17 protein-coding genes are annotated in these 21910 nt (G+C 68.7%); 9 read left to right on the forward strand and 8 right to left on the reverse strand.

The annotated features are described in order from the left end of the window. Window positions 1–42: 42 nt before the first annotated feature. The gene (locus ABT127_RS15530) at window positions 43–2430 is read right to left on the reverse strand and encodes a DUF6049 family protein (RefSeq protein WP_351449356.1); all 2388 of its coding nucleotides are present in this window, start codon (window positions 2428–2430) and stop codon (window positions 43–45) included. Between the two features lie 221 nt (window positions 2431–2651). Between ABT127_RS15530 and ABT127_RS15535 the strand changes: the two genes are divergently transcribed. Next, complete coding sequence (locus ABT127_RS15535) at window positions 2652–4124, forward strand: CCA tRNA nucleotidyltransferase (protein ID WP_351449359.1); 1473 nt, start codon at window positions 2652–2654, stop codon at window positions 4122–4124. Between the two features lie 78 nt (window positions 4125–4202). Here the strand turns inward: ABT127_RS15535 and ABT127_RS15540 are convergent, their stop codons facing one another. The 3 genes from ABT127_RS15540 to ABT127_RS15550 all read right to left on the reverse strand — a co-directional run bounded on the left by ABT127_RS15540 (window position 4203) and on the right by ABT127_RS15550 (window position 7409). After that, on the reverse strand, window positions 4203–5468 hold the full coding sequence (locus ABT127_RS15540; RefSeq protein WP_351449362.1) for an MFS transporter: 1266 nt from the start codon (window positions 5466–5468) through the stop codon (window positions 4203–4205). A 134-nt stretch (window positions 5469–5602) separates the two neighbouring features. Beyond that, complete coding sequence (locus ABT127_RS15545) at window positions 5603–6685, reverse strand: inositol-3-phosphate synthase (protein ID WP_111663065.1); 1083 nt, start codon at window positions 6683–6685, stop codon at window positions 5603–5605. Between the two features lie 43 nt (window positions 6686–6728). Beyond that, window positions 6729–7409, reverse strand: a complete 681-nt coding sequence (locus ABT127_RS15550; protein WP_351449366.1) for a PadR family transcriptional regulator — start codon at window positions 7407–7409, stop codon at window positions 6729–6731. A 371-nt stretch (window positions 7410–7780) separates the two neighbouring features. Between ABT127_RS15550 and ABT127_RS15555 the strand changes: the two genes are divergently transcribed. Both ABT127_RS15555 and ABT127_RS15560 read left to right on the forward strand, forming a co-directional pair. Beyond that, window positions 7781–10513, forward strand: coding sequence for a transglycosylase domain-containing protein (locus ABT127_RS15555; RefSeq protein ID WP_351449369.1), 2733 nt, complete (start codon window positions 7781–7783; stop codon window positions 10511–10513). Window positions 10514–10642: 129 nt separating this feature from the next. After that, the gene (locus ABT127_RS15560) at window positions 10643–12145 is read left to right on the forward strand and encodes a glycosyltransferase family 87 protein (RefSeq protein WP_351449372.1); all 1503 of its coding nucleotides are present in this window, start codon (window positions 10643–10645) and stop codon (window positions 12143–12145) included. 77 nt (window positions 12146–12222) lie between these two features. Here ABT127_RS15560 and ABT127_RS15565 read toward each other — a convergent pair whose 3' ends face one another. The 3 genes from ABT127_RS15565 to ABT127_RS15575 all read right to left on the reverse strand — a co-directional run bounded on the left by ABT127_RS15565 (window position 12223) and on the right by ABT127_RS15575 (window position 14967). After that, entirely contained in the window at window positions 12223–13254 is a 1032-nt protein-coding gene (locus tag ABT127_RS15565; protein WP_351449375.1) for an alanine racemase, read from the reverse strand. A 143-nt stretch (window positions 13255–13397) separates the two neighbouring features. After that, window positions 13398–14519, reverse strand: coding sequence for a peptidoglycan bridge formation glycyltransferase FemX (gene femX, locus ABT127_RS15570; protein ID WP_351449377.1), 1122 nt, complete (start codon window positions 14517–14519; stop codon window positions 13398–13400). A gap of 127 nt (window positions 14520–14646) precedes the next feature. Continuing rightward, on the reverse strand, window positions 14647–14967 hold the full coding sequence (locus ABT127_RS15575) for a hypothetical protein (RefSeq protein ID WP_351449380.1): 321 nt from the start codon (window positions 14965–14967) through the stop codon (window positions 14647–14649). Window positions 14968–15255: 288 nt separating this feature from the next. On the opposite strand from ABT127_RS15575, the gene rpsF reads away from it, so the two are divergent. The 4 genes from rpsF (at window position 15256) to rplI (ending at window position 17001) form a co-directional block, all read left to right on the forward strand. Beyond that, complete coding sequence (gene rpsF / locus ABT127_RS15580; protein ID WP_005482942.1) at window positions 15256–15546, forward strand: 30S ribosomal protein S6; 291 nt, start codon at window positions 15256–15258, stop codon at window positions 15544–15546. Window positions 15547–15618: 72 nt separating this feature from the next. After that, window positions 15619–16239, forward strand: a complete 621-nt coding sequence (locus ABT127_RS15585; protein WP_351449382.1) for a single-stranded DNA-binding protein — start codon at window positions 15619–15621, stop codon at window positions 16237–16239. A 60-nt stretch (window positions 16240–16299) separates the two neighbouring features. Next, complete coding sequence (gene rpsR / locus ABT127_RS15590; protein WP_003949403.1) at window positions 16300–16536, forward strand: 30S ribosomal protein S18; 237 nt, start codon at window positions 16300–16302, stop codon at window positions 16534–16536. 18 nt (window positions 16537–16554) lie between these two features. Continuing rightward, complete coding sequence (gene rplI, locus ABT127_RS15595; RefSeq protein ID WP_351449385.1) at window positions 16555–17001, forward strand: 50S ribosomal protein L9; 447 nt, start codon at window positions 16555–16557, stop codon at window positions 16999–17001. A 142-nt stretch (window positions 17002–17143) separates the two neighbouring features. On the opposite strand, the gene ABT127_RS15600 is transcribed toward rplI, so the two are convergent. Further along, entirely contained in the window at window positions 17144–18481 is a 1338-nt protein-coding gene (locus tag ABT127_RS15600; protein ID WP_351449387.1) for an MATE family efflux transporter, read from the reverse strand. A 461-nt stretch (window positions 18482–18942) separates the two neighbouring features. Here ABT127_RS15600 and dnaB point away from each other — a divergent pair, with 461 nt between their 5' ends. Next, complete coding sequence (gene dnaB / locus ABT127_RS15605) at window positions 18943–20418, forward strand: replicative DNA helicase (protein WP_111663075.1); 1476 nt, start codon at window positions 18943–18945, stop codon at window positions 20416–20418. A gap of 74 nt (window positions 20419–20492) precedes the next feature. Beyond that, window positions 20493–21875, forward strand: coding sequence for a serine hydrolase domain-containing protein (locus ABT127_RS15610; RefSeq protein ID WP_351449391.1), 1383 nt, complete (start codon window positions 20493–20495; stop codon window positions 21873–21875). The last annotated feature ends 35 nt before the right edge of the window (window positions 21876–21910 follow it).

Consider the following 21910-nt stretch of genomic DNA (forward strand, 5'->3'; position numbering starts at 1 on the left):
TACCCCACCTCATCGTCCCCGGCCCACCGGCCACGACATCGCTCAACGGTCCACTCTCTCACCCGTGCCCGACGGGGCCGTGCTTTCGGAAGCGGTGTCAGCCATCGGGTCACTCGGCTGCTGCGGGACGTCGGCCCGTGCGGGGGATGCCGCCTCGTCCTCGGACTCCGACGGCGCGGCCGGTTCCGCGTCGTCCTGCGGGCCGTCCTTCGTGTCGTCCGTGCCGTCCGTGTCGCCCGTACCCGGCTCGTCCGGCTCGCCGGACTTCTCGGCCGCGGCGCGCTTGCGCTGGGTGTACATGCGGAACCCGGCCAGGACCAGCAGCAGGACACCGCCGGCGATGACGAGCATCACGGTCGGCGTGACCTCGGTGACGTCGACCTGGAAGGCGATCTGCTTGCCGTACGGCTGGTTGTCCTCGGTGAAGAGCTGGGCGTAGACCCAGACCGGGCCGGTGGCCTTGGCCGTGGTGGTGAACTTCACGGACTGGCTGTGGCCACTGGTGATCGTCACCTCCTGGTCCTGGAAGGCGCCGTCACCGATCTTCAGGCGGGTGCCGTTATCGGACGTGAGCCGCAGCTTGAGGTGGTCGACGTCCTGCCACAGGTTGTTCTGCACCGAGACCGGGATGGTCGCGCTGCGCCCGGAGAGCTTCACCTCGGACTTGTCGATCAGCGACACCTGGTCGGTGAGGCCGGACAGGTACTCCGAGACGCCGGTGCGGAAGCCGTCCGACGCCGCGGTCCTGCCGCGCCAGGACGTGGACATCTCGCGGTCCACGGCCCGCCCGAACGGTGTCACCACCCGGGACTCGTCGGTCAGGACGACCTTGAAGTTCTCCAGTTCGCGCTGCGTGGCCTGGATCTGCTCGAAGGCCGATTCCGGCAGCTCCTGCTTGCGCAGCTTCGAGGGGTACGCGCGGGCGGACGGTACGCGGGTCGTCGCGCCCGGGTCCGGCTTCGCGGAGGCGGTCGCGGACAGGCTCTGGGACTGCGCCCAGGTGCCGCCCTGGAGCGCCGCCACGGCCTTGGCCATCGCCTGGGCCTGGCTGGCCGTGGGCGTGCGCTGCGGGGCGACGAGGGCGGTGCGCTGACGGTCCGTCTGCCGGTTCAGCAGCAGGCTCTGGGCGAGGAACTCCTGCACGGCGAGCGTGGAGCGCTCGGCGCTCGTCAGGTCGCCCTGGAACGCCGTCGACAGGCGCGCGTCGGCGACCACCGCGCTGGTGCCGCCGCCGATGGGCCGGGCCGCGGACGGCGTGTACGAGAGGTTCTCCGACTCACCGAAACTGTCGCTGCGCGCGATGATCTTGTTGGCCCCGGCAGAGGTGGCGACCTTGACGATGTCCCGGTCGACGGCGCCCTCGGTGGGCCACGCGTAGGACGCGTCCGGCGTCACGTGGAGGATCGTGTCCACGGCCTTCACAGCGGCGTCCGTGGCGTCCTTCAGGTGGCTCAGCGAGCCGGTGACCTTCGTGCCGTTGTGGGCCAGCGAGGCCAGGTCGGGGTCGGCGAACGGCAGCGTGACCACCTTCTGGTCCTGCACCGCTGCCTGGAGGTCCTTCAGCCACTCCTTGGCGACGGCCTGGTGCCTGCCCGAGGTGAGCCTCCCGTTTGCTCCCTTGACCTTGTACGCCTCCGTCATGGCGTCGACCGAGGCGAGCAGATCGGGGTCGATCACCCAGGTGACGTCCAGCGAGCTGCCGAGCGCCAGCATCTGCTGGAGGCGGCCGCCGGGAGCGATCTCCTGGGCGAGGTCGTCGTTGCCGAAGACGGCGGTCTGCGTCTCGTTCGTCCCCGTCTCGGCGGTGAGGCCGGTCTTGGAGATCAGCGGCCACAGGACCGTCGTCTTCGTCCTGGAGCCCGCGGCGTCGGGCTGCCACGGCAGGAACGTCCGCTGGATGCCGAGCGTCTGCTGGTACGGGGCGGCCGCGGTCTGACCCATCAGCGCGGCGCTGATCTGGTAGACCCCGTCGGCGCTCAGGTTCAGCGCCTTCACGGGCACGGACAGCGTGAAGTCCTGGGTGACACCGGGCTCCAGCCTGGCGAACTTCTCCGCGTACTTGCTCGGGACCTCGTTGCCGTCCGGAGCGCCGCCCGTCCCGTTCCTCGCCGCCTCGTCCACGGCCGAGCGCCCCCCGTAGGGCGTGCCGACCCGCAGGCCGATGTGCGCGCCGGTGACCGGCTGCCTGCCCTTGTTGGTGACCTTGCCCTTGATGGTCAGGGTGTCGCCGCCGACCGGTGCGCTCGGAGACAGCTCGTTCACCGCCACGTCGACCGTGCTCGTGCCCGTCGCCGCCGCGCTCGCGACGGCAGGGGTGTCGGCCTCCGCGGGCTGGCCGCCGGCCAGCAGTGCGGGCGCCGCGAGCAGCGGCGCCGTGGCGAGCAGAGCTCCCGTGCGCCGCAGCAGTCGGCGGGCAGGTGAGGGACTCATCCCTGGGTAGTCTGCCGCCTCGGCCACGCGCTCGTCCGTCCCTCGTCGTCGTCAGTGGTCGCAGATGTGTCCACGCATCGTAACGAGCAGGGCTGTGCCTGAGTGCCTGGGTCCGCCCCGCAAGATCGTGCAGCCAGGGTAGGGGGCCGCATTCACGAGGACGCCGCGGCCCCGGCAAACGGTTCGGCCCGGGCGGTGAGTGCCACGTACCCTTTCCTGTTGTGCCGAACGCCAATGAAGACAATCCCAGTGCCCTGAGCCAGGTGCAGCACCGCGCGGTCAGCGAATTGCTGCGCGTCTCGCCTGTCGCAGACGACCTCGCGCGCAGATTCCAGGAGGCCGGGTTCTCTCTCGCCCTGGTCGGCGGTTCGGTCCGGGACGCACTGCTCGGCCGGCTCGGCAACGACCTGGACTTCACCACCGACGCCCGCCCCGAGGACGTGCTCAAGATCGTCCGGCCGTGGGCCGACGCGGTCTGGGAGGTCGGGATCGCCTTCGGCACCGTCGGCTGCCAGAAGGACGCCCGGGTCGACGGTGTGGACCAGAGCTTCCAGGTCGAGGTCACGACGTACCGCTCCGAGGCGTACGACCGCACCTCCCGCAAGCCCGAGGTGTCGTACGGCGACTCGATCGAGGAGGACCTCGTCCGCCGGGACTTCACCGTGAACGCGATGGCCGTCGCGCTCCCGGAGAAGGACTTCATCGACCCGCACGGCGGCCTCGAGGACCTGGCCGAGCGCGTCCTGCGCACGCCGGGCACCCCCGAGGACTCCTTCTCCGACGACCCGCTGCGGATGATGCGGGCCGCCCGCTTCGCCGCGCAGCTCGACTTCGAGGTGGCTCCCGAGGTCGTCGCCGCGATGACGGCGATGGCCGACCGGATCGAGATCGTCTCCGCCGAGCGCGTCCGGGACGAGCTGAACAAGCTGATCCTCTCGGCGCACCCGCGCAAGGGCCTCACCCTGCTCGTGGACACCGGCCTGGCCGAGCGCGTCCTGCCCGAGCTGCCCGCCCTGCGTCTGGAGCGCGACGAGCACCACCGGCACAAGGACGTCTACGACCACACGCTGATCGTCCTGGAGCAGGCGATGGCGCTGGAGACCGACGGCCCGGATCTGACGCTGCGTCTCGCCGCCCTGCTGCACGACATCGGCAAGCCCCGCACGCGCCGCTTCGAGAAGGACGGCCGGGTCTCCTTCCACCACCACGAGGTGGTCGGCGCCAAGATGACGAAGAAGCGCATGACCGCGCTCAAGTACTCCAACGAGCTGGTGAAGGACGTCTCGCGCCTCGTCGAGCTGCACCTGCGCTTCCACGGCTACGGCACCGGTGAGTGGACTGACTCGGCCGTGCGCCGCTACGTGCGCGACGCCGGACCGCTCCTGGGGCGGCTGCACAAGCTGACCCGCTCCGACTGCACGACCCGCAACAAGCGCAAGGCGAACACGCTCTCGCGGGCCTACGACGGCCTGGAGGAGCGGATCGAACGGCTCCAGGAGCAGGAGGAGCTGGACTCGATCCGTCCGGACCTCGACGGCAACCAGATCATGGAGACCCTGGGAGTGTCCCCGGGGCCGGTGATCGGGCAGGCCTACAAGTTCCTGCTCGAGCTGCGTCTCGAGAACGGGCCGATGGAGCACGAGGCGGCGGTCGCGGCGCTCAAGGAGTGGTGGGCGGATCAGGCCCAGCACTGACGCGCTCTTCATCGATCACGGCTGGGGTTCTGTTTCACGTGAAACAGAACCCCAGCCCGTTGAGGTGACGCCGCTGTTTCACGTGAAACAACGGTGACGGTGACGGCGCATCGTCAGCGCGACGCAGGCGTAGACCGACGCCACCAGAATCACCAACGGAACCGAGCGCCCGTCGGGCGGCAGCATCAGTGCCGCCACTCCGGCGGCGCCGACGAACGACGCATTGAACAGGACGTCGTAGACGGAGAAGATCCGGCCCCGGTAGCCGTCGTCGACGGACGACTGCACGACGGTGTCGGTGGCGATCTTGGCGCCCTGGGTGGACAGTCCCAGGACGAAGGCGACGACCATGGTCGGGCCCGGCTCGAAGGGCAGCCCCAGGGCGAGTTCCAGGACGGCGGCGACACCGGCGCAGATCGCCATCCAGCCCGCCGGCCCGAAGCGTCCCGCGGCCGCCGGAGTGATGACGGCGGCGACGAAGAACCCGGCCCCCGAGATCCCCACCGCCATACCGAGCAGGGCCAGACCCTGCGCATCCGTGGACGACCACGCGTACCGGCACAGCATCAGCACCATGACGAGCAGGGCGCCGTAGCAGAACCGCATCGCCGTCATCGCGGCCAGAGCGCGCGCGGCGGCCGGGCGGGAGGCGAGATGCCGTACGCCGGAGACGAGGTCCTGCGCCGCGCCCGACAGCGCGGAGGCGAGCCGTGGCCGCACCAGTTCGGGATCCGGTCCCAGCAGTTGGACGTCCATGCGCAGCGAGGCGAGGGCCGCACAGAGGTAGAGGAGGGCGCCGAGCAGCACGACTGCCGCATCCGAGTCCGAGGCAACGATGCGCACTACGAAGGCCAGGCCACCGCCCACGGTCGCGGCGAGCGTCCCCGCTGTCGGTGAGAGCGCGTTGGCGACGACAAGACGGTCGGCGTCGACCACGCGCGGGAGGGCTGCCGAAAGGCCCGACAGAACGAAGCGGTTGACCGCGGTGACACAGAGCGCGGAGGCGTAGAAGAGCCAGTCGGGCGCATGGCTCAGCATGAGGGCGGCCGTCGCGGAGGCGAGCACGACGCGGAGGAGGTTGCCGTAGAGGAAGACCTGTCGACGGCGCCAGCGGTCCAGCAGGACGCCCGCGAACGGCCCCACGAGTGAGTAGGGCAGCAACAGGACGGCCATGGCGGAGGCGATCGCCGCGGGGGAGGTCTGCTTTTCCGGGGAGAAGACCACGTACGTGGCGAGGGCGACCTGGTAGACACCGTCGGCCCCCTGGGACAGCAGCCGCAGGGTGAGCAGGCCCCGGAAGTCGCGCAGACACAGCAGGACACGCAGGTCACGGACGACAGCCATGGGGCACAGCCTCACATACGAGGAAGGCCCCCGGCGCACGCGAGTGCGATCCAGGGGCCTCACCAGCCTCGGGCGGCGAATGCTTCACGGTTTCACGTGAAACATCCGGGTCGGCCGTCAGGAGAAGTCGGCGCTCAGCGCTCGACCTCGCCCTTGATGAACTTCTCGACGTTGCTGTAGGCCTCGTCGTCGAAGTACTGCACCGGCGGGGACTTCATGAAGTACGAGGACGCGGAGAGGATCGGGCCGCCGATGCCGCGGTCCTTGGCGATCTTCGCGGCGCGCAGGGCGTCGATGATGACACCCGCGGAGTTCGGGGAGTCCCAGACCTCGAGCTTGTACTCCAGGTTCAGCGGGACCTCACCGAAGGCGCGGCCCTCGAGGCGGACGTACGCCCACTTGCGGTCGTCGAGCCACGCGACGTAGTCGGACGGGCCGATGTGGACGTTCTTCTCGCCCAGCTCACGGTCGCGGATCTGCGAGGTGACGGCCTGCGTCTTCGAGATCTTCTTCGACTCGAGGCGGTCGCGCTCCAGCATGTTCTTGAAGTCCATGTTGCCGCCGACGTTGAGCTGCATGGTGCGCTCAAGACGGACACCGCGGTCCTCGAACAGCTTCGCCATCACACGGTGCGTGATGGTGGCGCCGACCTGCGACTTGATGTCGTCGCCGACGATCGGGACGCCCGCCTCGGTGAACTTGTCCGCCCACTCCTTGGTGCCGGCGATGAAGACCGGGAGAGCGTTGACGAAGGCGACCTTGGCGTCGATGGCGCACTGGGCGTAGAACTTCGCCGCGTCCTCGGAACCGACGGGCAGGTAGCAGACGAGAACGTCGACCTGCTTGTCCTTGAGGATCTGGACGACGTCGACCGGGGCCTCGGCGGACTCCTCGATCGTCTCGCGGTAGTACTTGCCCAGACCGTCGAGCGTGTGGCCACGCTGGACCTGGACGCCCGAGTTCGGGACGTCGCAGATCTTGATGGTGTTGTTCTCGGAGGCGCCGATGGCGTCGGAGAGGTCAAGGCCGACCTTCTTCGCGTCGACGTCGAACGCGGCGACGAACTCGACGTCACCGACGTGGTAGTCGCCGAACTGGACGTGCATGAGGCCGGGGACCTTGGTCTCCGGGTCAGCGTCCTTGTAGAACTCGACGCCCTGCACCAGCGAGGCGGCGCAGTTGCCCACGCCGACGATGGCTACGCGAACCGAACCCATTCCGGTTGCTCCCTGTGTGTACTGGTGAAGTCCTGAGCGGACTTCACATGGCGGTGTCATCGGACGGATCCGGCCGGGTGCTGTCCCTGTGCCGGGGCAGGCCGCCCGTCTCTCCAGATGTGTCCTGCTGAGCTGCGCTCTCCGGGCCCGACCGTCGCTGGTCGCGTCCCGCGCGCTCGCTCTCGATGAGCTCGTTCAGCCAGCGCACTTCGCGCTCCACGGACTCCATGCCGTGCCGCTGCAGCTCAAGCGTGTAGTCGTCCAGGCGCTCCCGCGTGCGGGCGAAGGAGAGGCGCATCTTTTCGAGGCGCTCCTCCAGCCGACTGCGACGGCCCTCGAGGACTCTCATCCGCACATCGCGCGACGTCTGCCCGAAGAAGGCGAATCGCGCGGCGAAGGTCTCGTCCTCGTATGCATCGGGGCCGGTCTGCGCGAGCAGGTCCTCGAAGTGCTCCTTACCTTCCGCCGTCAACCGATAGACGATCTTGGCGCGACGCCCTGCGAGTGGTGCGGCAGGGGCGTCGGCGGGACCGGGTCCCGATTCCTCGATCAACCAGCCGTTGGCGACCAGCGTCTTGAGGCAGGGATACAGCGTCCCGTAACTGAAGGCACGGAAGACCCCCAGCGACGTATTGAGTCGTTTGCGCAGCTCATAGCCGTGCATCGGGGACTCGCGGAGCAGTCCGAGTACGGCGAATTCGAGGATGCCGGAACGTCGGCTCATCGTCGCCTCCTCACTGTCGCGGGCCCATGTATCGACTCTTTATGTCGTGCTGATGTATCGGCTCGATACATCTCGACGATAGAACGACCCTGCGACTCCGACAAGAGGGATCACGGTGAACGGCGTCACATCACCGATTCGCACGAAGTAACTTGCCTGATTTGGGGTGAACTTCGGCCCTAGGTGGGTTTTGACGGTGCGTAGTCTGTCCGCCATGCAGACCACCGGGAACCGAGTGACGCCTGAGGGCGTCGTCGTCCTGGGTGCAGTACGGGTGAGTGCCGGGAGAGGCGCATCCGTACGTCGGGGGGACCGGAAACCAGCCGTCGTCCAGGCGCGCCAGACGCGCCTGCCCGAGGAGTAATCGTTCGATGAGCGAGCACCGTCGCAAATCGCCGCCGCCGCAGGGTGGCGGGCGTGCCGCGGCCCGTCGCGGAGCGTCCGGAGCACAGTCGGGCCGCCGCGCGGCCCCGCGCGGCTCCACCGGTTCACCGTCCGGTTCCTACGACGCCCCGAGTCCATCGGGTTCGTCCGAGGGCGGGACCGAGGAGCGTCCCTGGGGCGGCCGCGCCGAAGCGCGGCGTGCGGCCCAGCGCAGTGGCGGAGGAAGGCGCAGAGCCCCCGAGGGCGGCGGTCACGGCGGGGCCGGTGGTGGCGGCCGTCGTGGCGGCGGTGGCCCCGGCGGGCCGACCGGTCCTGGGCGTGGCAGGGGCCGCGGCTCCGGGCGTCCGGAGAAGAAGAGGATCATCGACTACCCCCGTGCCAACAAGGACGGCTGGCGCCGCTGGATGCCGTCCTGGCGCCTCGTGACGGGTGTCGGCGTGGGTTTCCTCGGAAGCCTGATGGCGGCCGCCGGCATCGCTTACGCGCTGGTCGAGCCCCCGGACATCGCCAAGACGGCCGTGGCGCAGAACAACGTCTACTACTGGGCCGACGGGAAGCAGATGGTCGCGACCGGTGGTGAGACCAACCGGCAGATCATCAAGTACGAGGACATCCCGAAGTCCATGCGCTACGCCGTCATGTCGGCGGAGAACAAGACCTTCGAGACGGACAAGGGCGTCGACCCGATGGGTATCGCCCGTGCCGTGGTCAACATGGCCAAGGGTGGCCAGACGCAGGGTGGCTCGACGATCACCCAGCAGTACGTCAAGAACGCGATGCTGAACGACCAGTCGCAGACGGTCTCCCGAAAGCTCAAGGAGCTGTTCGTCTCCATCAAGGTCGGCCGGACGGTCGGCAAGAAGACGGTCATGGCCGGCTATCTCAACACGGCGTACTACGGGCGCGGTGCCTACGGGATCCAGGCGGCGGCGCGCGCGTACTTCGACGAGAACGCCTCCGAGCTGAATGCGAGCCAGACGGCGTTCCTCGCGTCCGTGCTCAAGGGCGCGACCTACTACGACCCCGCAGGTTCCCCCGAGATCGACCCGATCAACGCGACTCCCGAGAAGAACCGGGCACGGGCCAAGGCGCGCTGGGGCTGGATCCTCGGCGAAGAGGTGAAGGACGGAAGGCTGTCCGCGGCCAGCCGCTCCGCGTTCATGGACAAGGGCTTCCCCGAGCTCAAGAGCCCTCGTTCCAACGCCCAGCTGAGCGGCCAGGTCGGCTACCTCGTCGACCTCGCCAAGGCGTACGTCATCAACAACAGCAATGGCAGGGTCACCGCCGACGACCTCCAGCGAGGCGGCTACGAGATCCACACCACCTTCGACAGGAAGAAGGTGGGCCAGCTCGAGGCCGCGGTGAAGAAGGTCCGCAAGGAGAGCATCAAGCCGGATCAGCGGGAGAAGGACAAGTACGTCCAGTTCGGCGGTGCCTCGGTGGATCCCGAGGACGGCGCGATCAAGGCCATCTACGGCGGTGCCGACGCCACGAAGCACTTCACCAACAACGCCGACGTGACGGGTGCCCAGGTCGGCTCGACCTTCAAGCCCTTCGTCCTGGCGGCCGCCTTCAAGTACGGCGTGCTGGACCCCGACCAGGGGGAGAGCCAGCCCGACAGCGCCCGCACCATCGTCTCGCCGAAGAGCCTCTACAGCGGCAAGAACAAGCTGAAGATCCAGAACTACGACGGATCGGTCTGGACGGACAAGGAGGGCAAGGAGTGGCTGCAGACCAACGACGGCGGTGACTCCTTGAACCCTCCGACCTACCAGATCGACCTGCGTGAGGCGATGCGGGAGTCCGTGAACTCCGCCTATGTGCAGCTGGGCATGGATGTCGGCCTGTCCAAGGTGAAGCAGTCCGCGCTGAGCGCGGGCCTGCTGGAGAACAGCTTCGCCAGCGCCAACTACCCGTCGTTCTCCCTCGGCACCTCGGACCCGAGCGCGATCCGTATGGCCGGCGCCTACGGCACGTTCGCGTCCAGCGGGCAGCAGAACGATCCGTACTCGGTGACCGAGGTCTACCACGAGGGCGACCGGATCTACCGGCACGAGAAGAACACCAAGGCGGCCTTCGACGCGAACGTCGCGGACAACGTCACCGACGTCCTCAAGACGGTCGTCGACAAGGGCACGGGTACCGCCGCGCAGTTGCCGGGCCGCGACGTGGCCGGCAAGACGGGTACCACCGACGGCAACAAGTCCGCCTGGTTCGTGGGCTACACCAAGCAGCTGTCCACCGCGGTCACCATGTACCGGATGGACGACAACGAAAAGTCCAAGGACCGCAAGTTCCTCGAGATGTACGGGACGGGCGGTCAGGAAAAGATCCACGGTGCGTCGTTCCCGGCGGAGATCTGGCACGACTACATGGCCCAGGCCATGCAGGGCCAGAAGTACGAGCCCTTCCCGACGCCGCAGCCCATCGGCCATATCGTCGGCGAGACCGCCAGCCCGACTCCGACGCCGTCGATCACCGCGCCTCCGACGTCCTCCGCGCCGGCTTCTCCGTCGCCGAGCGAGTCCTCGTCCGACCCGTCGCCGTCCCCCAGCGAGACGTGCAACAAGTGGGACTGGAACTGCAACAACGACGGCGGGATGACCGGCGGCGCCGATGGTGGCGCGGACGGCGGGGCATCGTCGTCGCCCTCGGCCACCGAGAGTTCGGGAGACCCGAGAGGCAACCAGAACGGCGGCCTCTTCGGAGGAAACGGCTAGCCCGCACCGTCATCACCCACCGTGTTTCACGTGAAACGCTGCGTGTTCCACGGCAGGCGAGGGCCGTCGCACCGATCGGGTGCGGCGGCCCTCGCCCCGTTCTCAGCCGCGTACGGCAGGATGTGCGGCATGCCCAGTGCAGAGACCACGCGTGTGACCCCGCAGCAGCCGGAGCCTGTACGGCCGACCAGAGAGGACGAGGTCGCCGCGGCCGGCAGCGAGTTCATCGGCGGACCCGTCGGGCGCCGAGCGCTGCTCGGCGGCTCCTGGTGGACCCCCGTCCGTGTCATCGCGCTCGTCATGCTCGGCATGTTCGCGCTCGGCATGGTGCAGAAGTTCCCCTGCTACGACGGCGCCTGGTTCTACGGCGCCAGCTCCCAGTACACGCACGCGTGCTACTCGGACATCCCGCACCTCTACCAGGGGCGCGGCTTCGCCGACGGCCTCGTGCCGTACTTCGACAAGCTGCCCGGCGACATGGACTACCTCGAATACCCGGTCCTCACCGGTGTGTTCATGGAGGTCGCCTCCTGGCTGACGCCCGGCAGCGGCTCCATCCAGCACCAGGAGCAGGTGTACTGGATGGTCAACGCCGGGATGCTGATGATCTGCGCGGCGGTCATCGCCGTCTGCGTCGCCAGGACCCACCGCCGGCGCCCCTGGGACGGCCTCCTGGTCGCTCTGGCACCCGCGTTCGCGCTGACCGCCACCATCAACTGGGATCTCTTCGCAGTGGCCCTCACAGCGGCCGCGATGCTGATGTGGGCGCGCGGCCGCGCCCTCGCCTTCGGCATCCTGCTCGGGCTCGCCACCGCCGCCAAGCTCTATCCCTTCCTGCTGCTCGGCCCGCTGCTCGTGCTGTGCTGGCGGGCGGGCAAATGGCGGGACTTCGGGATCGCGACGCTCGGCGCGGTCGTCTCGTGGCTGGTCGTGAATCTGCCGGTGATGCTCCTCGCGCCCGAGGGATGGTCGAAGTTCTACACGTTCAGCCAGGAACGCGGCGTCGACTTCGGCTCCTTCTGGCTGATCCTCTCCCAGCACATGGACACGCCGCTCGACACGGACGTGGTCAACACGCTGGCCACGGGCCTGATGGTGGCGGCCTGTCTCGGCGTCGCGGCCCTGACGCTCACCGCCCCGCGCCGGCCGCGCTTCGCGCAGCTCGCCTTCCTGGTGGTCGCCGCCTTCATCCTCACCAACAAGGTCTACTCGCCGCAGTACGTACTGTGGCTGATCCCGCTCGCGGCCCTGGCCCGGCCCAAGTGGCGGGACTTCCTGATCTGGCAGGCCTGCGAGGTCGCGTACTTCCTCGGGATCTGGCTGTACCTCGCCTACACGACCAGCGGCGACAAGCACCAGGGTCTGCCCACCGAGGGCTACCAACTGGCGATCGCCGTGCACCTGCTGGGCACGCTGTACCTGTGCGCCGTCATCGTGCGGGACATCTGGCTGCCCGAGCGGGACGTGGTGCGGCGGTCCGGGGACGACGACCCCTCGGGCGGGGTGCTGGACGGAGCGGAGGACGTCTTCGTCCTCGGTTACGCGGCCCATCCCCCGCGGCACGCCGCCCACGACCTTGAGCAGCCGCCCGCGTCGGTGGACTGGGGCAAGAGCCCCGACGGTTCACGCTGACCGAGCGACGGACGCAAGGCGGGCCGGGCACTTCGTGAGTGCCCGGCCCGCCTGGTGCTGTCGTGTGCCGATCCGCCTCAGCGGTCGACGATCCGGTCGAACTGCGTGGTGGTGTGCCGCAGGTGGGCCACCAGTTCCTCGCCGACCTTCGGCTCGGCCGCGTCGGACGGCACGAACAGGATCGAGACCTGCATGTGCGGCGGCTCGGCGAACCAGCGCTGCTTGCCCGACCAGACGAACGGCGCCAGGTTCCGGTTCACCGTGGCCAGGCCGGCCCGGGCGACGCCCTTGGCGCGCGGCATGACGCCGTGCAGCGCCTTCGGGGCCTCAAGACCCACCCCGTGCGACGTTCCGCCCGCGACGACCACCAGCCAGCCGTCGGAGGCCGCCTTCTGCTGGCGATAGCCGAACCGGTCGCCCTTGGAGACGCGCGTGACGTCCAGCACCGCGCCGCGGTACTCGGTGGCGTCGTGGTCGCCCAGCCACAGCCGCGTACCGATGCGCGCGCGGAAGCGGGTCTGCGGGAACTGCTGCTGCAGCCGCGCCAGCTCGTCGGCCTTGAGGTGGCTGACGAACATGGTGTGCAGCGGCAGCCGGGCCGCGCGCAGCCGGTCCATCCAGCCGATGACCTCCTCGACGGCGTCCGAGCCGTCGGTGCGGTCCAGCGGCAGGTGGATGGCGAAGCCCTCCAGGCGTACGTCCTGGATGGCGTGGGCGAGCTGCGGCAGATCCTGCTCGGTCACACCGTGCCGCTTCATCGAGGACATGACCTCGATGACGACGCGGGCGCCGACCAGACCGTGCACACCGTCGACGGAGGAGACGGAGCGGATGACGCGATCGGGCAGCGGAACCGGTTCTTCGCCGCGCCGGAACGGGGTCAGGACCAACAGGTCACCGCTGAACCAGTCCTTTATCCGGGCGGCTTCGTAGGTGGTCCCCACGGCGAGGATGTCGGAGCCAAGGCGCGTGGCCTCCTCCGCCAGTCGTTCGTGGCCGAAGCCGTAGCCGTTGCCCTTGCAGACGGGGACCAGCCCCGGAAACTGCTCGAGCACGTGCTTGTGGTGTGCCCGCCAGCGCGCGGTGTCGACGTAGAGCGTGAGCGCCATGGCCGGTCCCGGAACCTTTCTCGTGGCTGCGGTGTAGCAGAGGTATGAAGAAACTTTGGAGCTACATGAATTGTGCCGGGTCCGCCGGGCAAACAGAGCGCGAAGTGCCGTACCGGATCCTGTGGGGCCGTCTCCGGCCCCGGTCAGCGCCGCGACATGTAGATGTCGAGCGCCTTGTGGAGCAGCTTGTTGAGCGGGAAGTCCCACTCGCCGAGGTACTCGGCGGCCTGGCCGCCCGTGCCGACCTTGAACTGGATCAGGCCGAAGAGGTGGTCGGTCTCGTCGAGCGAGTCGGAGATGCCGCGCAGGTCGTAGACGGTGGCACCGAGCGCGTAGGAGTCGCGCAGCATCCGCCACTGCATCGCGTTCGAGGGCCGGACCTCGCGGCCGATGTTGTCGGAGGCGCCGTAGGAGTACCAGACGTGCCCGCCGACGACGAGCATCGTCGCGGCCGACAGGTTCACCCCGTTGTGCCGGGCGAAGTACAGCCGCATGCGGTTGGGGTCCTCGGAGTTGAGGGCCGTCCACATGCGCTGGAAGTACGACAGCGGGCGCGGCCGGAAGTGGTCGCGCTCGGCCGTGATCTCGTACAGGCGCTGCCACTCGGCGAGGTCCTGGTAGCCGCCCTGGACGACCTCGACACCGGCCTTCTCGGCCTTCTTGATGTTGCGGCGCCACAGCTGGTTGAAGTTCTTGTGGACCTCTTCCAGGGAGCGATTGGCGAGCGGCACCTGGTAGACGTAGCGCGGCTGCACGTCGCCGAAGCCGGCGCCGCCGTCCTCGCCCTGCTGCCAGCCCATGCGGCGCAGCTTGTCGGCCACCTCGAAGGCGCGGGGCTCGATGAAGTCGGCCTCGATGTCGCGCAGGCGCTTCACATCGGGGTCCTGGATGCCCTTCTTGATGGAGGGGGCCTCCCAGCGCCGGATGATCACCGGCGGGCCCATCTTCACGGAGAAGGCGCCCTGCTGCTTGAGGTGCGCCAGCATCGGGCGCAGCCACTCCTCGAGGTTCGGGGCGTACCAGTTGATGACCGGGCCCTCGGGCAGGTACGCGAGGTAGCGCTTGATCTTGGGCAGCTGGCGGTACAGGACGAGACCCGCACCGACCATCTCGCTGGTCTTCTCGTCGAACCAGCCCAGGCTCTCCGAGCGCCATTCAGCCTTCACGTCGGCCCATGCCGGGACCTGCATGTGGCTCGCCGACGGCAGGCTCTGGATGTAGGCCAGATGCTGCTCTCGGCTGATGGTCCTCAGGGTCAGGCTCATTCGGGGCGCTCCTCGGGCTGGTGTGTCCCCATGGATACAGGGGCTCCGGCTCTCGCGCCGAAGCCTACTGTGCCCCGTGAGCGCCCCGAATGGCTGTGTCGGAGTAAGTCTCCGCGGACGGCCCGGCTCAGCCGATGACCCCGCCGAACAGCCCTCCGTGAGCCATACCGATGAAGAAGCCGACGGCCGAGGCCCCCAGGCCCAGGATCAGGCCGAACCGCTCCCGGGTCGTCTCCGAGACGTACTGGCCGTAGGCCCCGGTGAAGATTCCGACGAGCCCGGCCCATGAGCTGAGGAGATGGAGGTTGCTCCAGATCGACGTGATGAGGGCGAGGATGCCGAGCACCGCGGTCACGTAGAGCAGGGTGTCGGGGAGGGGATGGGCCTTGCCGTCGCTGGCGAAGAGGGAGCCGGCGCTCGTGCTGTTGGGTCGCATTGCTTGTGCCATAGGGCACCTCCTGCGGAAGGCGGCGCATCGTAGCGCCGTACACACCCGATGTGTACAGACTGCGGTCGATCGCTGTCGGATTTCAACCGGAAGCCGGGGTGCGGGTAGTCTGTACCGTCTGCATCAGTGTCTGCCCACGTCCCGACAAGGGACTGATACCCGCTGAACTGCGCGGTTCTCCTTCGGAGGGCCGATTGTCAGTGGTGGCCGATACGGTTGCTCACGCATAAACAACCCTCCTGCCACGGAACGACCGTGGCCGCTGAGTCCAAAGGAGGTGGGTTCCACATGCGTCACTACGAGGTGATGGTCATCCTCGACCCCGATCTGGAGGAGCGCGCTGTCGCCCCCCTGATCGAGAACTTCCTCTCCGTCGTCCGTGAGGGCAACGGAAAGGTCGAGAAGGTCGACACCTGGGGCCGTCGTCGTCTCTCGTACGAGATCAAGAAGAAGCCCGAGGGCATCTACTCGGTCATCGACCTGCAGGCCGAGCCTGCGGTCGTCAAGGAGCTCGACCGCCAGATGAACCTGAACGAGTCGGTCCTCCGGACCAAGGTCCTCCGCCCCGAGACCCACTGAACCTCCCGGTTCAGCCACTCGGGATTCGAGTAGCAGCAAGCAGTCCGCAGCAAACCCGCCGAGAGGTACCCCATGGCAGGCGAGACCGTCATCACGGTCGTCGGCAATCTTGTCGACGACCCCGAGCTGCGCTTCACCCCCTCCGGTGCGGCGGTCGCGAAGTTCCGTGTCGCGTCCACTCCCCGCACCTTCGACCGGCAGACCAATGAGTGGAAGGACGGCGAGAGCCTGTTCCTGACCTGCTCGGTCTGGCGTCAGGCGGCGGAGAACGTCGCGGAGTCGCTTCAGCGAGGCATGCGCGTCATCGTGCAGGGCCGGCTGAAGCAGCGGTCCTACGAGGACCGTGAGGGCGTCAAGCGCACGGTCTACGAGCTGGACGTCGACGAGGTCGGCGCCAGCCTGCGCAGCGCCACGGCCAAGGTCACCAAGACCAGTGGCGGTGGCGGTGGCGGTCGCGGTGGCCAGGGCGGCTACGGCGGCGGCGGTGGCGGCGGCCAGCAGGGCGGCGGCGGAGGCGGCTGGGGCGGAAGCTCCGGCGGCGGTCAGCAGCAGGGTGGCGGCGGTGCTCCCGCCGACGACCCCTGGGCGACCGGTTCGCCCTCCGGCGGCGGCCAGCAGGGCGGCGGCGGTGGCGGCTGGGGCGGAAGCTCCGGCGGCTCCGGCGGCGGCTACTCGGACGAGCCCCCCTTCTAGGGACGCGCCCCTCGGGGCCGGGCTCGCACCCACACTTCTTGATCACACAGGAGAAACACCATGGCGAAGCCGCCTGTGCGCAAGCCTAAGAAGAAGGTCTGCGCTTTCTGCAAGGACAAGGTCACGTACGTGGACTACAAGGACACGAACATGCTGCGGAAGTTCATTTCCGACCGCGGCAAGATCCGTGCCCGCCGTGTGACCGGCAACTGCACGCAGCACCAGCGTGACGTCGCCACGGCCGTCAAGAACAGCCGTGAGATGGCGCTGCTGCCCTACACGTCCACCGCGCGATAAGGGAAGGGTGACCGAATAATGAAGATCATCCTGACCCACGAGGTCTCTGGCCTCGGCACCGCCGGCGACGTCGTCGACGTCAAGGACGGGTACGCCCGCAACTACCTGGTCCCGCGTGGTTTCGCGATCCGCTGGACCAAGGGTGGCGAGCAGGACGTGGCGCAGATCCGCCGCGCCCGCAAGATCCACGAGATCGCGACGATCGAGCAGGCCAACGAGGTCAAGGCCAAGCTCGAGGCCGTCAAGGTCCGTCTGGCCGTCCGCTCCGGCGACGCCGGTCGTCTCTTCGGCTCCGTCACCCAGGCTGACGTCGCTTCGGCGATCGAGACCGCGGGTGGCCCGAAGGTCGACAAGCGCCGCGTCGAGCTGGGCTCGCCGATCAAGACGCTGGGCGCCCACGAGGCGACCGTGCGTCTGCACCCCGAGGTGTCCGTCAAGGTCAACGTCGAGGTCGTCGCTGCCTGAGCACTGCCCTGAGCAGCGCTGAGGCGAGATGTGGGGCCGCACCCTTCTGGGTGCGGCCCCACATGCATGTCGTGGTGCGGAGGAGGGTGGCGTCGGCGCGTCCGGTGTCGCCGTTTCACGTGAAACGGCGTGCCGCGGTCGGTCAGCGCGTCGCGCCGGTGACGACCCAGCGACCCGAGCGGTAGCGAACCCAGAGCGTCGCCATGCGGACCGCCATCATCAGGGTCATGGCTCCCCAGACCGCTGTGAGCCCACCGCCCAGGACCGGGACCAGGAGCGCGACCGGGGTGAAGACCGCCAGGGTGACCAGCATGGCCCAGGCCAGGTACGGGCCGTCGCCGGCGCCCATCAGGACTCCGTCGAGGACGAAGACGATGCCGCAGATCGGCTGGGACAGCGCGACCACGATGAGAGCGGGCAGGGCGGCGTCCTGAACGACGCTGTCGCTCGTGAACAGCGGGACGAAGAGCGGGCGTGTGACGACGACCAGGATGCCGAGGACGACTCCGGCCGCGATGCCCCACTGCACCATGCGGCGGCAGACATCACGGGCCCCGTCGGCGTCGTCCGCCCCGAGATAGCGGCCGATGATGGCCTGACCTGCGATGGCGATGGCGTCGAGGGCGAAGGCCAGCAGGCTCCAGAGGGACAGGATGATCTGGTGGGCGGCGACATCGGCGTCACCGAGTCGGGCCGCGACCGCCGTGGCGATCATCAGGACCGCGCGGAGTGCGAGAGTGCGGACGAGCAGCGGGGTTCCTGCCTGGGCACAGGCGCGGATGCCCGCCAGGTCCGGACGAAGCGAGGCGCCGTGGCGGCGGGCTCCGCGGACGACCACGATCAGGTAGATCGCGGCCATGCCGAACTGGGCGATGACGGTGCCCCAGGCGGAGCCCGCGATGCCGAGTCCGGCGCCGTAGACCAGTGCGACGTTGAGCACGCCGTTGGCGACGAAGCCGGCCACGGCCACGTACAGCGGAGTCTTGGTGTTCTGGAGGCCGCGCAGGACACCCGTCGCGGCCAGGACCACGAGCATCGCGGGGATGCCGAGGGTGGAGATGCGCAGATAGGTGGTCGCGTACGGTGCGGCCGTGTCCGATGCGCCGAACAGGCTGACCAGGCCAGGTGCGGTGGGCAGGACGACCGCGACGACGGCGGCGCCCAGGAGCAGCGCGAGCCAGATGCCGTCCATGCCCTGCTGGATCGCGGCCCGGGTGTCGCCCGCGCCGACCCGGCGGGCCACGGCCGCGGTGGTGGCGTAGGCGAGGAAGACGAAGACGCTGACCGCGGTCGTCAGCAGCGCCGAGGCGACGGCGAGCCCGGCCAGTTGGGAAGTGCCGAGATGGCCGACGATGGCGCTGTCGGCCATGAGAAAAAGAGGCTCCGCGACGAGTGCGCCGAAGGCGGGAACGGCCAGAGCCACGATCTCTCGGTCGTGGCTGCGTCTGGAAGCCTTGGGCGTCTCGGGAGCCTGTGTCATGGGCACCAATCTAATCTTCCACAGGTAAGAGATGCAATGGCATTGAGACCCTTACCTCAAGCTCGTTCGCGGACGCTGTGGAACGTCTCTCGCGTGGATCTTGGGCCGACTGGGAAAGTTTTTCTCCTGCACAGCCGGTGGACGGGATATCGGCAGGTCAAGTGGGGTGCGCGGGATTGTCTGAGGGCTTGTTCACAGGCCTGTCCACCGGGTCGTGCACAGGTTTTCCCCAGTTCTCCACAGGGAGAGCGTCGTCTTCCACAGAGCCTGTGGATAACCAGATTGGCTGACGGTGCATACGCGCCTACGGTGGAGCGGCGCCCACTGTGTCCGGCGACCTCGGAAACCTGCACATATCCGACGCGTCAGAACCGGAGTTGGGCCTCTTTATTTGTCAGTGTCGTGCCGTAGGAATGAAGGGCACGGCGAGGTCCGCTCGGCGGACGGGAGGAGGTGGCCCGGTGAGTATCTCCGAGCCGTTGGACGACCCCTGGGCCGACAGCGGGCCCAGTGATCGCCTGCCCCCTTCCCGGCCGCGGCGCAACGGCGGTCGGCAGGGCGACCAGCACGAGCGGGGCCGGGAGGACAGCGGCTGGGACGACGGGCCCGCCACGTTCGAGCGCGTACCGCCGCAGGATCTCGACGCCGAGCAGTCCGTGCTCGGCGGCATGCTGCTCTCCAAGGACGCGATCGCGGATGTCGTCGAGGTCCTGAAGGGCGCCGACTTCTACAAGCCCGCCCACGAAACGATCTTTCAGGCGATCCTCGACGTCTACGCCAAGGGCGAGCCGGCCGACCCGATCACCATCGCCGCCGAGCTGACCAAGCGCGGCGAGATCAACAAGGTCGGCGGCGCATCGTATCTGCACACCCTCGTCCAGACGGTCCCGACGGCGGCGAACGCCGAGTACTACGCGGAGATCGTGCACGAGCGGGCCGTTCTGCGCCGGCTCGTCGAGGCGGGCACGCGGATCACGCAGATGGGATACGCGGCCGACGACGACGTCGACGAGATCGTCAACAAGGCCCAGGCGGAGATCTACGCCGTCACCGAGCAGCGCACCAGTGAGGACTACCTCCCGCTCGGCGACATCATGGAGGGCGCCCTCGACGAGATCGAGGCGATCGGCTCGCGCAGTGGCGAGATGACCGGTGTGCCGACCGGCTTCACCGACTTCGACTCGCTCACCAACGGTCTGCACCCGGGCCAGATGATCGTCATCGCGGCCCGCCCCGCCATGGGCAAGTCCACGCTCGCGCTGGACTTCGCTCGGGCGGCGTCCATCAAGAACAATCTGCCCAGCGTCATCTTCTCCCTCGAAATGGGACGCAACGAGATCGCGATGCGTCTGCTGTCGGCCGAGGCACGCGTGGCGCTGCACCACATGCGCTCCGGCACGATGACCGACGAGGACTGGACGCGGCTCGCCCGCCGGATGCCCGAGGTCTCGGCCGCGCCGCTCTACATCGACGACTCCCCGAACCTGTCGATGATGGAGATCCGCGCCAAGTGCCGCCGTCTGAAGCAGCGCAACGACATCCGGCTCGTGATCATCGACTATCTGCAGCTGATGCAGGCCGGTGGTTCCAAGCGTTCCGAGAGCCGTCAGCAGGAGGTCTCGGACATGTCCCGAAACCTGAAGCTGCTGGCCAAGGAGCTGGAGGTGCCGGTGATCGCGCTCTCGCAGCTGAACCGTGGTCCCGAACAGCGCACCGACAAGAAGCCGATGGTCTCCGACCTGCGTGAATCCGGCTCCATCGAGCAGGACGCCGACATGGTCATCCTGCTGCACCGCGAGGACGCCTACGAGAAGGAGTCCCCGCGCGCGGGCGAGGCCGACATCATCGTCGGCAAGCACCGTAACGGCCCGACGGCCACGATCACCGTCGCCTTCCAGGGCCACTACTCGCGCTTCGTGGACATGGCGCAGACGTGATGCCGAGCCGGCCGGTGATCAGCCGCTGGTGAAATCGGCTCGACGTGGGCGGACCCCCACGGTGGACTGGGCGTATGACGTCACCCTCAGAAGAGCTGTTGCCCAGTACGCGCCGTGGTCTCCTGCACCGCATCGCCGTCGCCCAGAGCGAGGGTCGTGCGCCCTCGCTCGTTGCCGCGGTGGCGCGGGACGGCGAGGTGGTGTGGGCCGGGGGTCGTACCTCGGTGGACGGCCACGGTCCCGATGAGCATGTGCAGTACCGGATCGGGTCGATCACGAAGACGTTCACCGCTGTGCTCGTGCTGCGGCTGCGTGACGAGGGGCTGCTCGATCTGAGCGACCCGCTGGAGAAGCATCTGCCCGGGACCGGTGCCGGGGACGTCTCCGTCGCCGAACTCCTCGCGCACACGGGTGGGTTGGCGGCCGAGACGCCGGGCGAGTGGTGGGAGCGGTCGTCCGCCGCGCTGCGGCCGACCCTCGCCGATGTTCTCGGCGAACGGCCCTTCCGGCATCCCGTCGGGCGTCGCCATCACTACTCCAACCCCGGCTACACGCTGCTGGGTTCCCTGGTGGAGGCGGTGCGCGGCGTGACCTGGGAGGAGGCCTTGCGCGATGAAATCCTCGAACCGCTCGGGCTGACCCGGACCGGCGTCCGGCCGCAGATGCCGCATGCCGGTGGTTGGGCCGTGCACCCCTACGCCGATGTCCTGCTGCCGGAGCCGAGCGAGGATCTCGGGCTGATGGCACCGGCCGGTCAACTCTGGTCCACGGCAAGGGACCTGGCGGTGTTCGCGGGCTTCCTGACCACGGGCGACGACCGGGTGCTGAGCGCGGAATCCGTGCGGGAGATGCGCACACCGGCCGCGCCGACCCTGCCCGGCGACTGGGAGACGGCGTACGGGCTCGGTATGCAGGTGGTGCGCAGGGACGGACGGATCCTGGCCGGGCACACCGGGTCGCTGCCCGGTTTCGTGGCGGGCCTGTGGCTGAGCGAGGAGGAAGGGCTCGCGGGCGTCGTCCTGGCCAACTGCACGTCCGGGGTGGCCTCGGGGACCGTGGCCGCCGACCTGCTGGGCATCGTCGCCGACGCCGAGCCGCGCATCCCCGAGCCGTGGCGTCCGCTGCCGGAGGCCGATCCGGCGGTGCTGGAGCTGACGGGGCCCTGGTACTGGGGCACGCAGGTCGTGGCGCTGCGGCTGGCCGCGGACGGCGCTGTCGTTCTGGGGCCGGTGGCCGGCGGGGGACGACGATCCCGGTTCCGGGCCAACGGCGACGGCACCTGGACCGGTCTCGACGGCTATTACACGGGGGAGCTGTTGCGGGCCGTGCGGCGTGCCGACGGGTCGGTGAGCCACCTGGACCTGGGGTCGTTCGTCTTCACGCGGCAGCCGTACGACGTGGACGCGCCGGTGCCCGGTGGAGTGGACCCCGAGGGCTGGCGCGGGCTCCCGGTCTGAGGACCGTCGGTGGGGGTCCGTTTCACGTGAAACGG

The organism is Streptomyces sp. NPDC001904, assembly GCF_040297005.1.
Taxonomy (GTDB): Bacteria; Actinomycetota; Actinomycetes; order Streptomycetales; family Streptomycetaceae; genus Streptomyces.

What these genes read in the sequence shown, in the direction of transcription:
- ABT127_RS15530 (WP_351449356.1), bottom strand. Translation starts at nt 2,430, where the DNA reads ATGAGTCCCTCACCTGCCCGCCGACTGCTGCGGCGCACGGGAGCTCTG.
- ABT127_RS15540 (WP_351449362.1), bottom strand. Translation starts at nt 5,468, where the DNA reads ATGGCTGTCGTCCGTGACCTGCGTGTCCTGCTGTGTCTGCGCGACTTC.
- ABT127_RS15545 (WP_111663065.1), bottom strand. Translation starts at nt 6,685, where the DNA reads ATGGGTTCGGTTCGCGTAGCCATCGTCGGCGTGGGCAACTGCGCCGCC.
- ABT127_RS15550 (WP_351449366.1), bottom strand. Translation starts at nt 7,409, where the DNA reads ATGAGCCGACGTTCCGGCATCCTCGAATTCGCCGTACTCGGACTGCTC.
- ABT127_RS15555 (WP_351449369.1), top strand. Translation starts at nt 7,781, where the DNA reads ATGAGCGAGCACCGTCGCAAATCGCCGCCGCCGCAGGGTGGCGGGCGT.
- ABT127_RS15560 (WP_351449372.1), top strand. Translation starts at nt 10,643, where the DNA reads ATGCCCAGTGCAGAGACCACGCGTGTGACCCCGCAGCAGCCGGAGCCT.
- ABT127_RS15565 (WP_351449375.1), bottom strand. Translation starts at nt 13,254, where the DNA reads ATGGCGCTCACGCTCTACGTCGACACCGCGCGCTGGCGGGCACACCAC.
- femX (WP_351449377.1), bottom strand. Translation starts at nt 14,519, where the DNA reads ATGAGCCTGACCCTGAGGACCATCAGCCGAGAGCAGCATCTGGCCTAC.
- ABT127_RS15575 (WP_351449380.1), bottom strand. Translation starts at nt 14,967, where the DNA reads ATGGCACAAGCAATGCGACCCAACAGCACGAGCGCCGGCTCCCTCTTC.
- rpsF (WP_005482942.1), top strand. Translation starts at nt 15,256, where the DNA reads ATGCGTCACTACGAGGTGATGGTCATCCTCGACCCCGATCTGGAGGAG.
- ABT127_RS15585 (WP_351449382.1), top strand. Translation starts at nt 15,619, where the DNA reads ATGGCAGGCGAGACCGTCATCACGGTCGTCGGCAATCTTGTCGACGAC.
- rpsR (WP_003949403.1), top strand. Translation starts at nt 16,300, where the DNA reads ATGGCGAAGCCGCCTGTGCGCAAGCCTAAGAAGAAGGTCTGCGCTTTC.
- rplI (WP_351449385.1), top strand. Translation starts at nt 16,555, where the DNA reads ATGAAGATCATCCTGACCCACGAGGTCTCTGGCCTCGGCACCGCCGGC.
- ABT127_RS15600 (WP_351449387.1), bottom strand. Translation starts at nt 18,481, where the DNA reads ATGACACAGGCTCCCGAGACGCCCAAGGCTTCCAGACGCAGCCACGAC.
- ABT127_RS15610 (WP_351449391.1), top strand. Translation starts at nt 20,493, where the DNA reads ATGACGTCACCCTCAGAAGAGCTGTTGCCCAGTACGCGCCGTGGTCTC.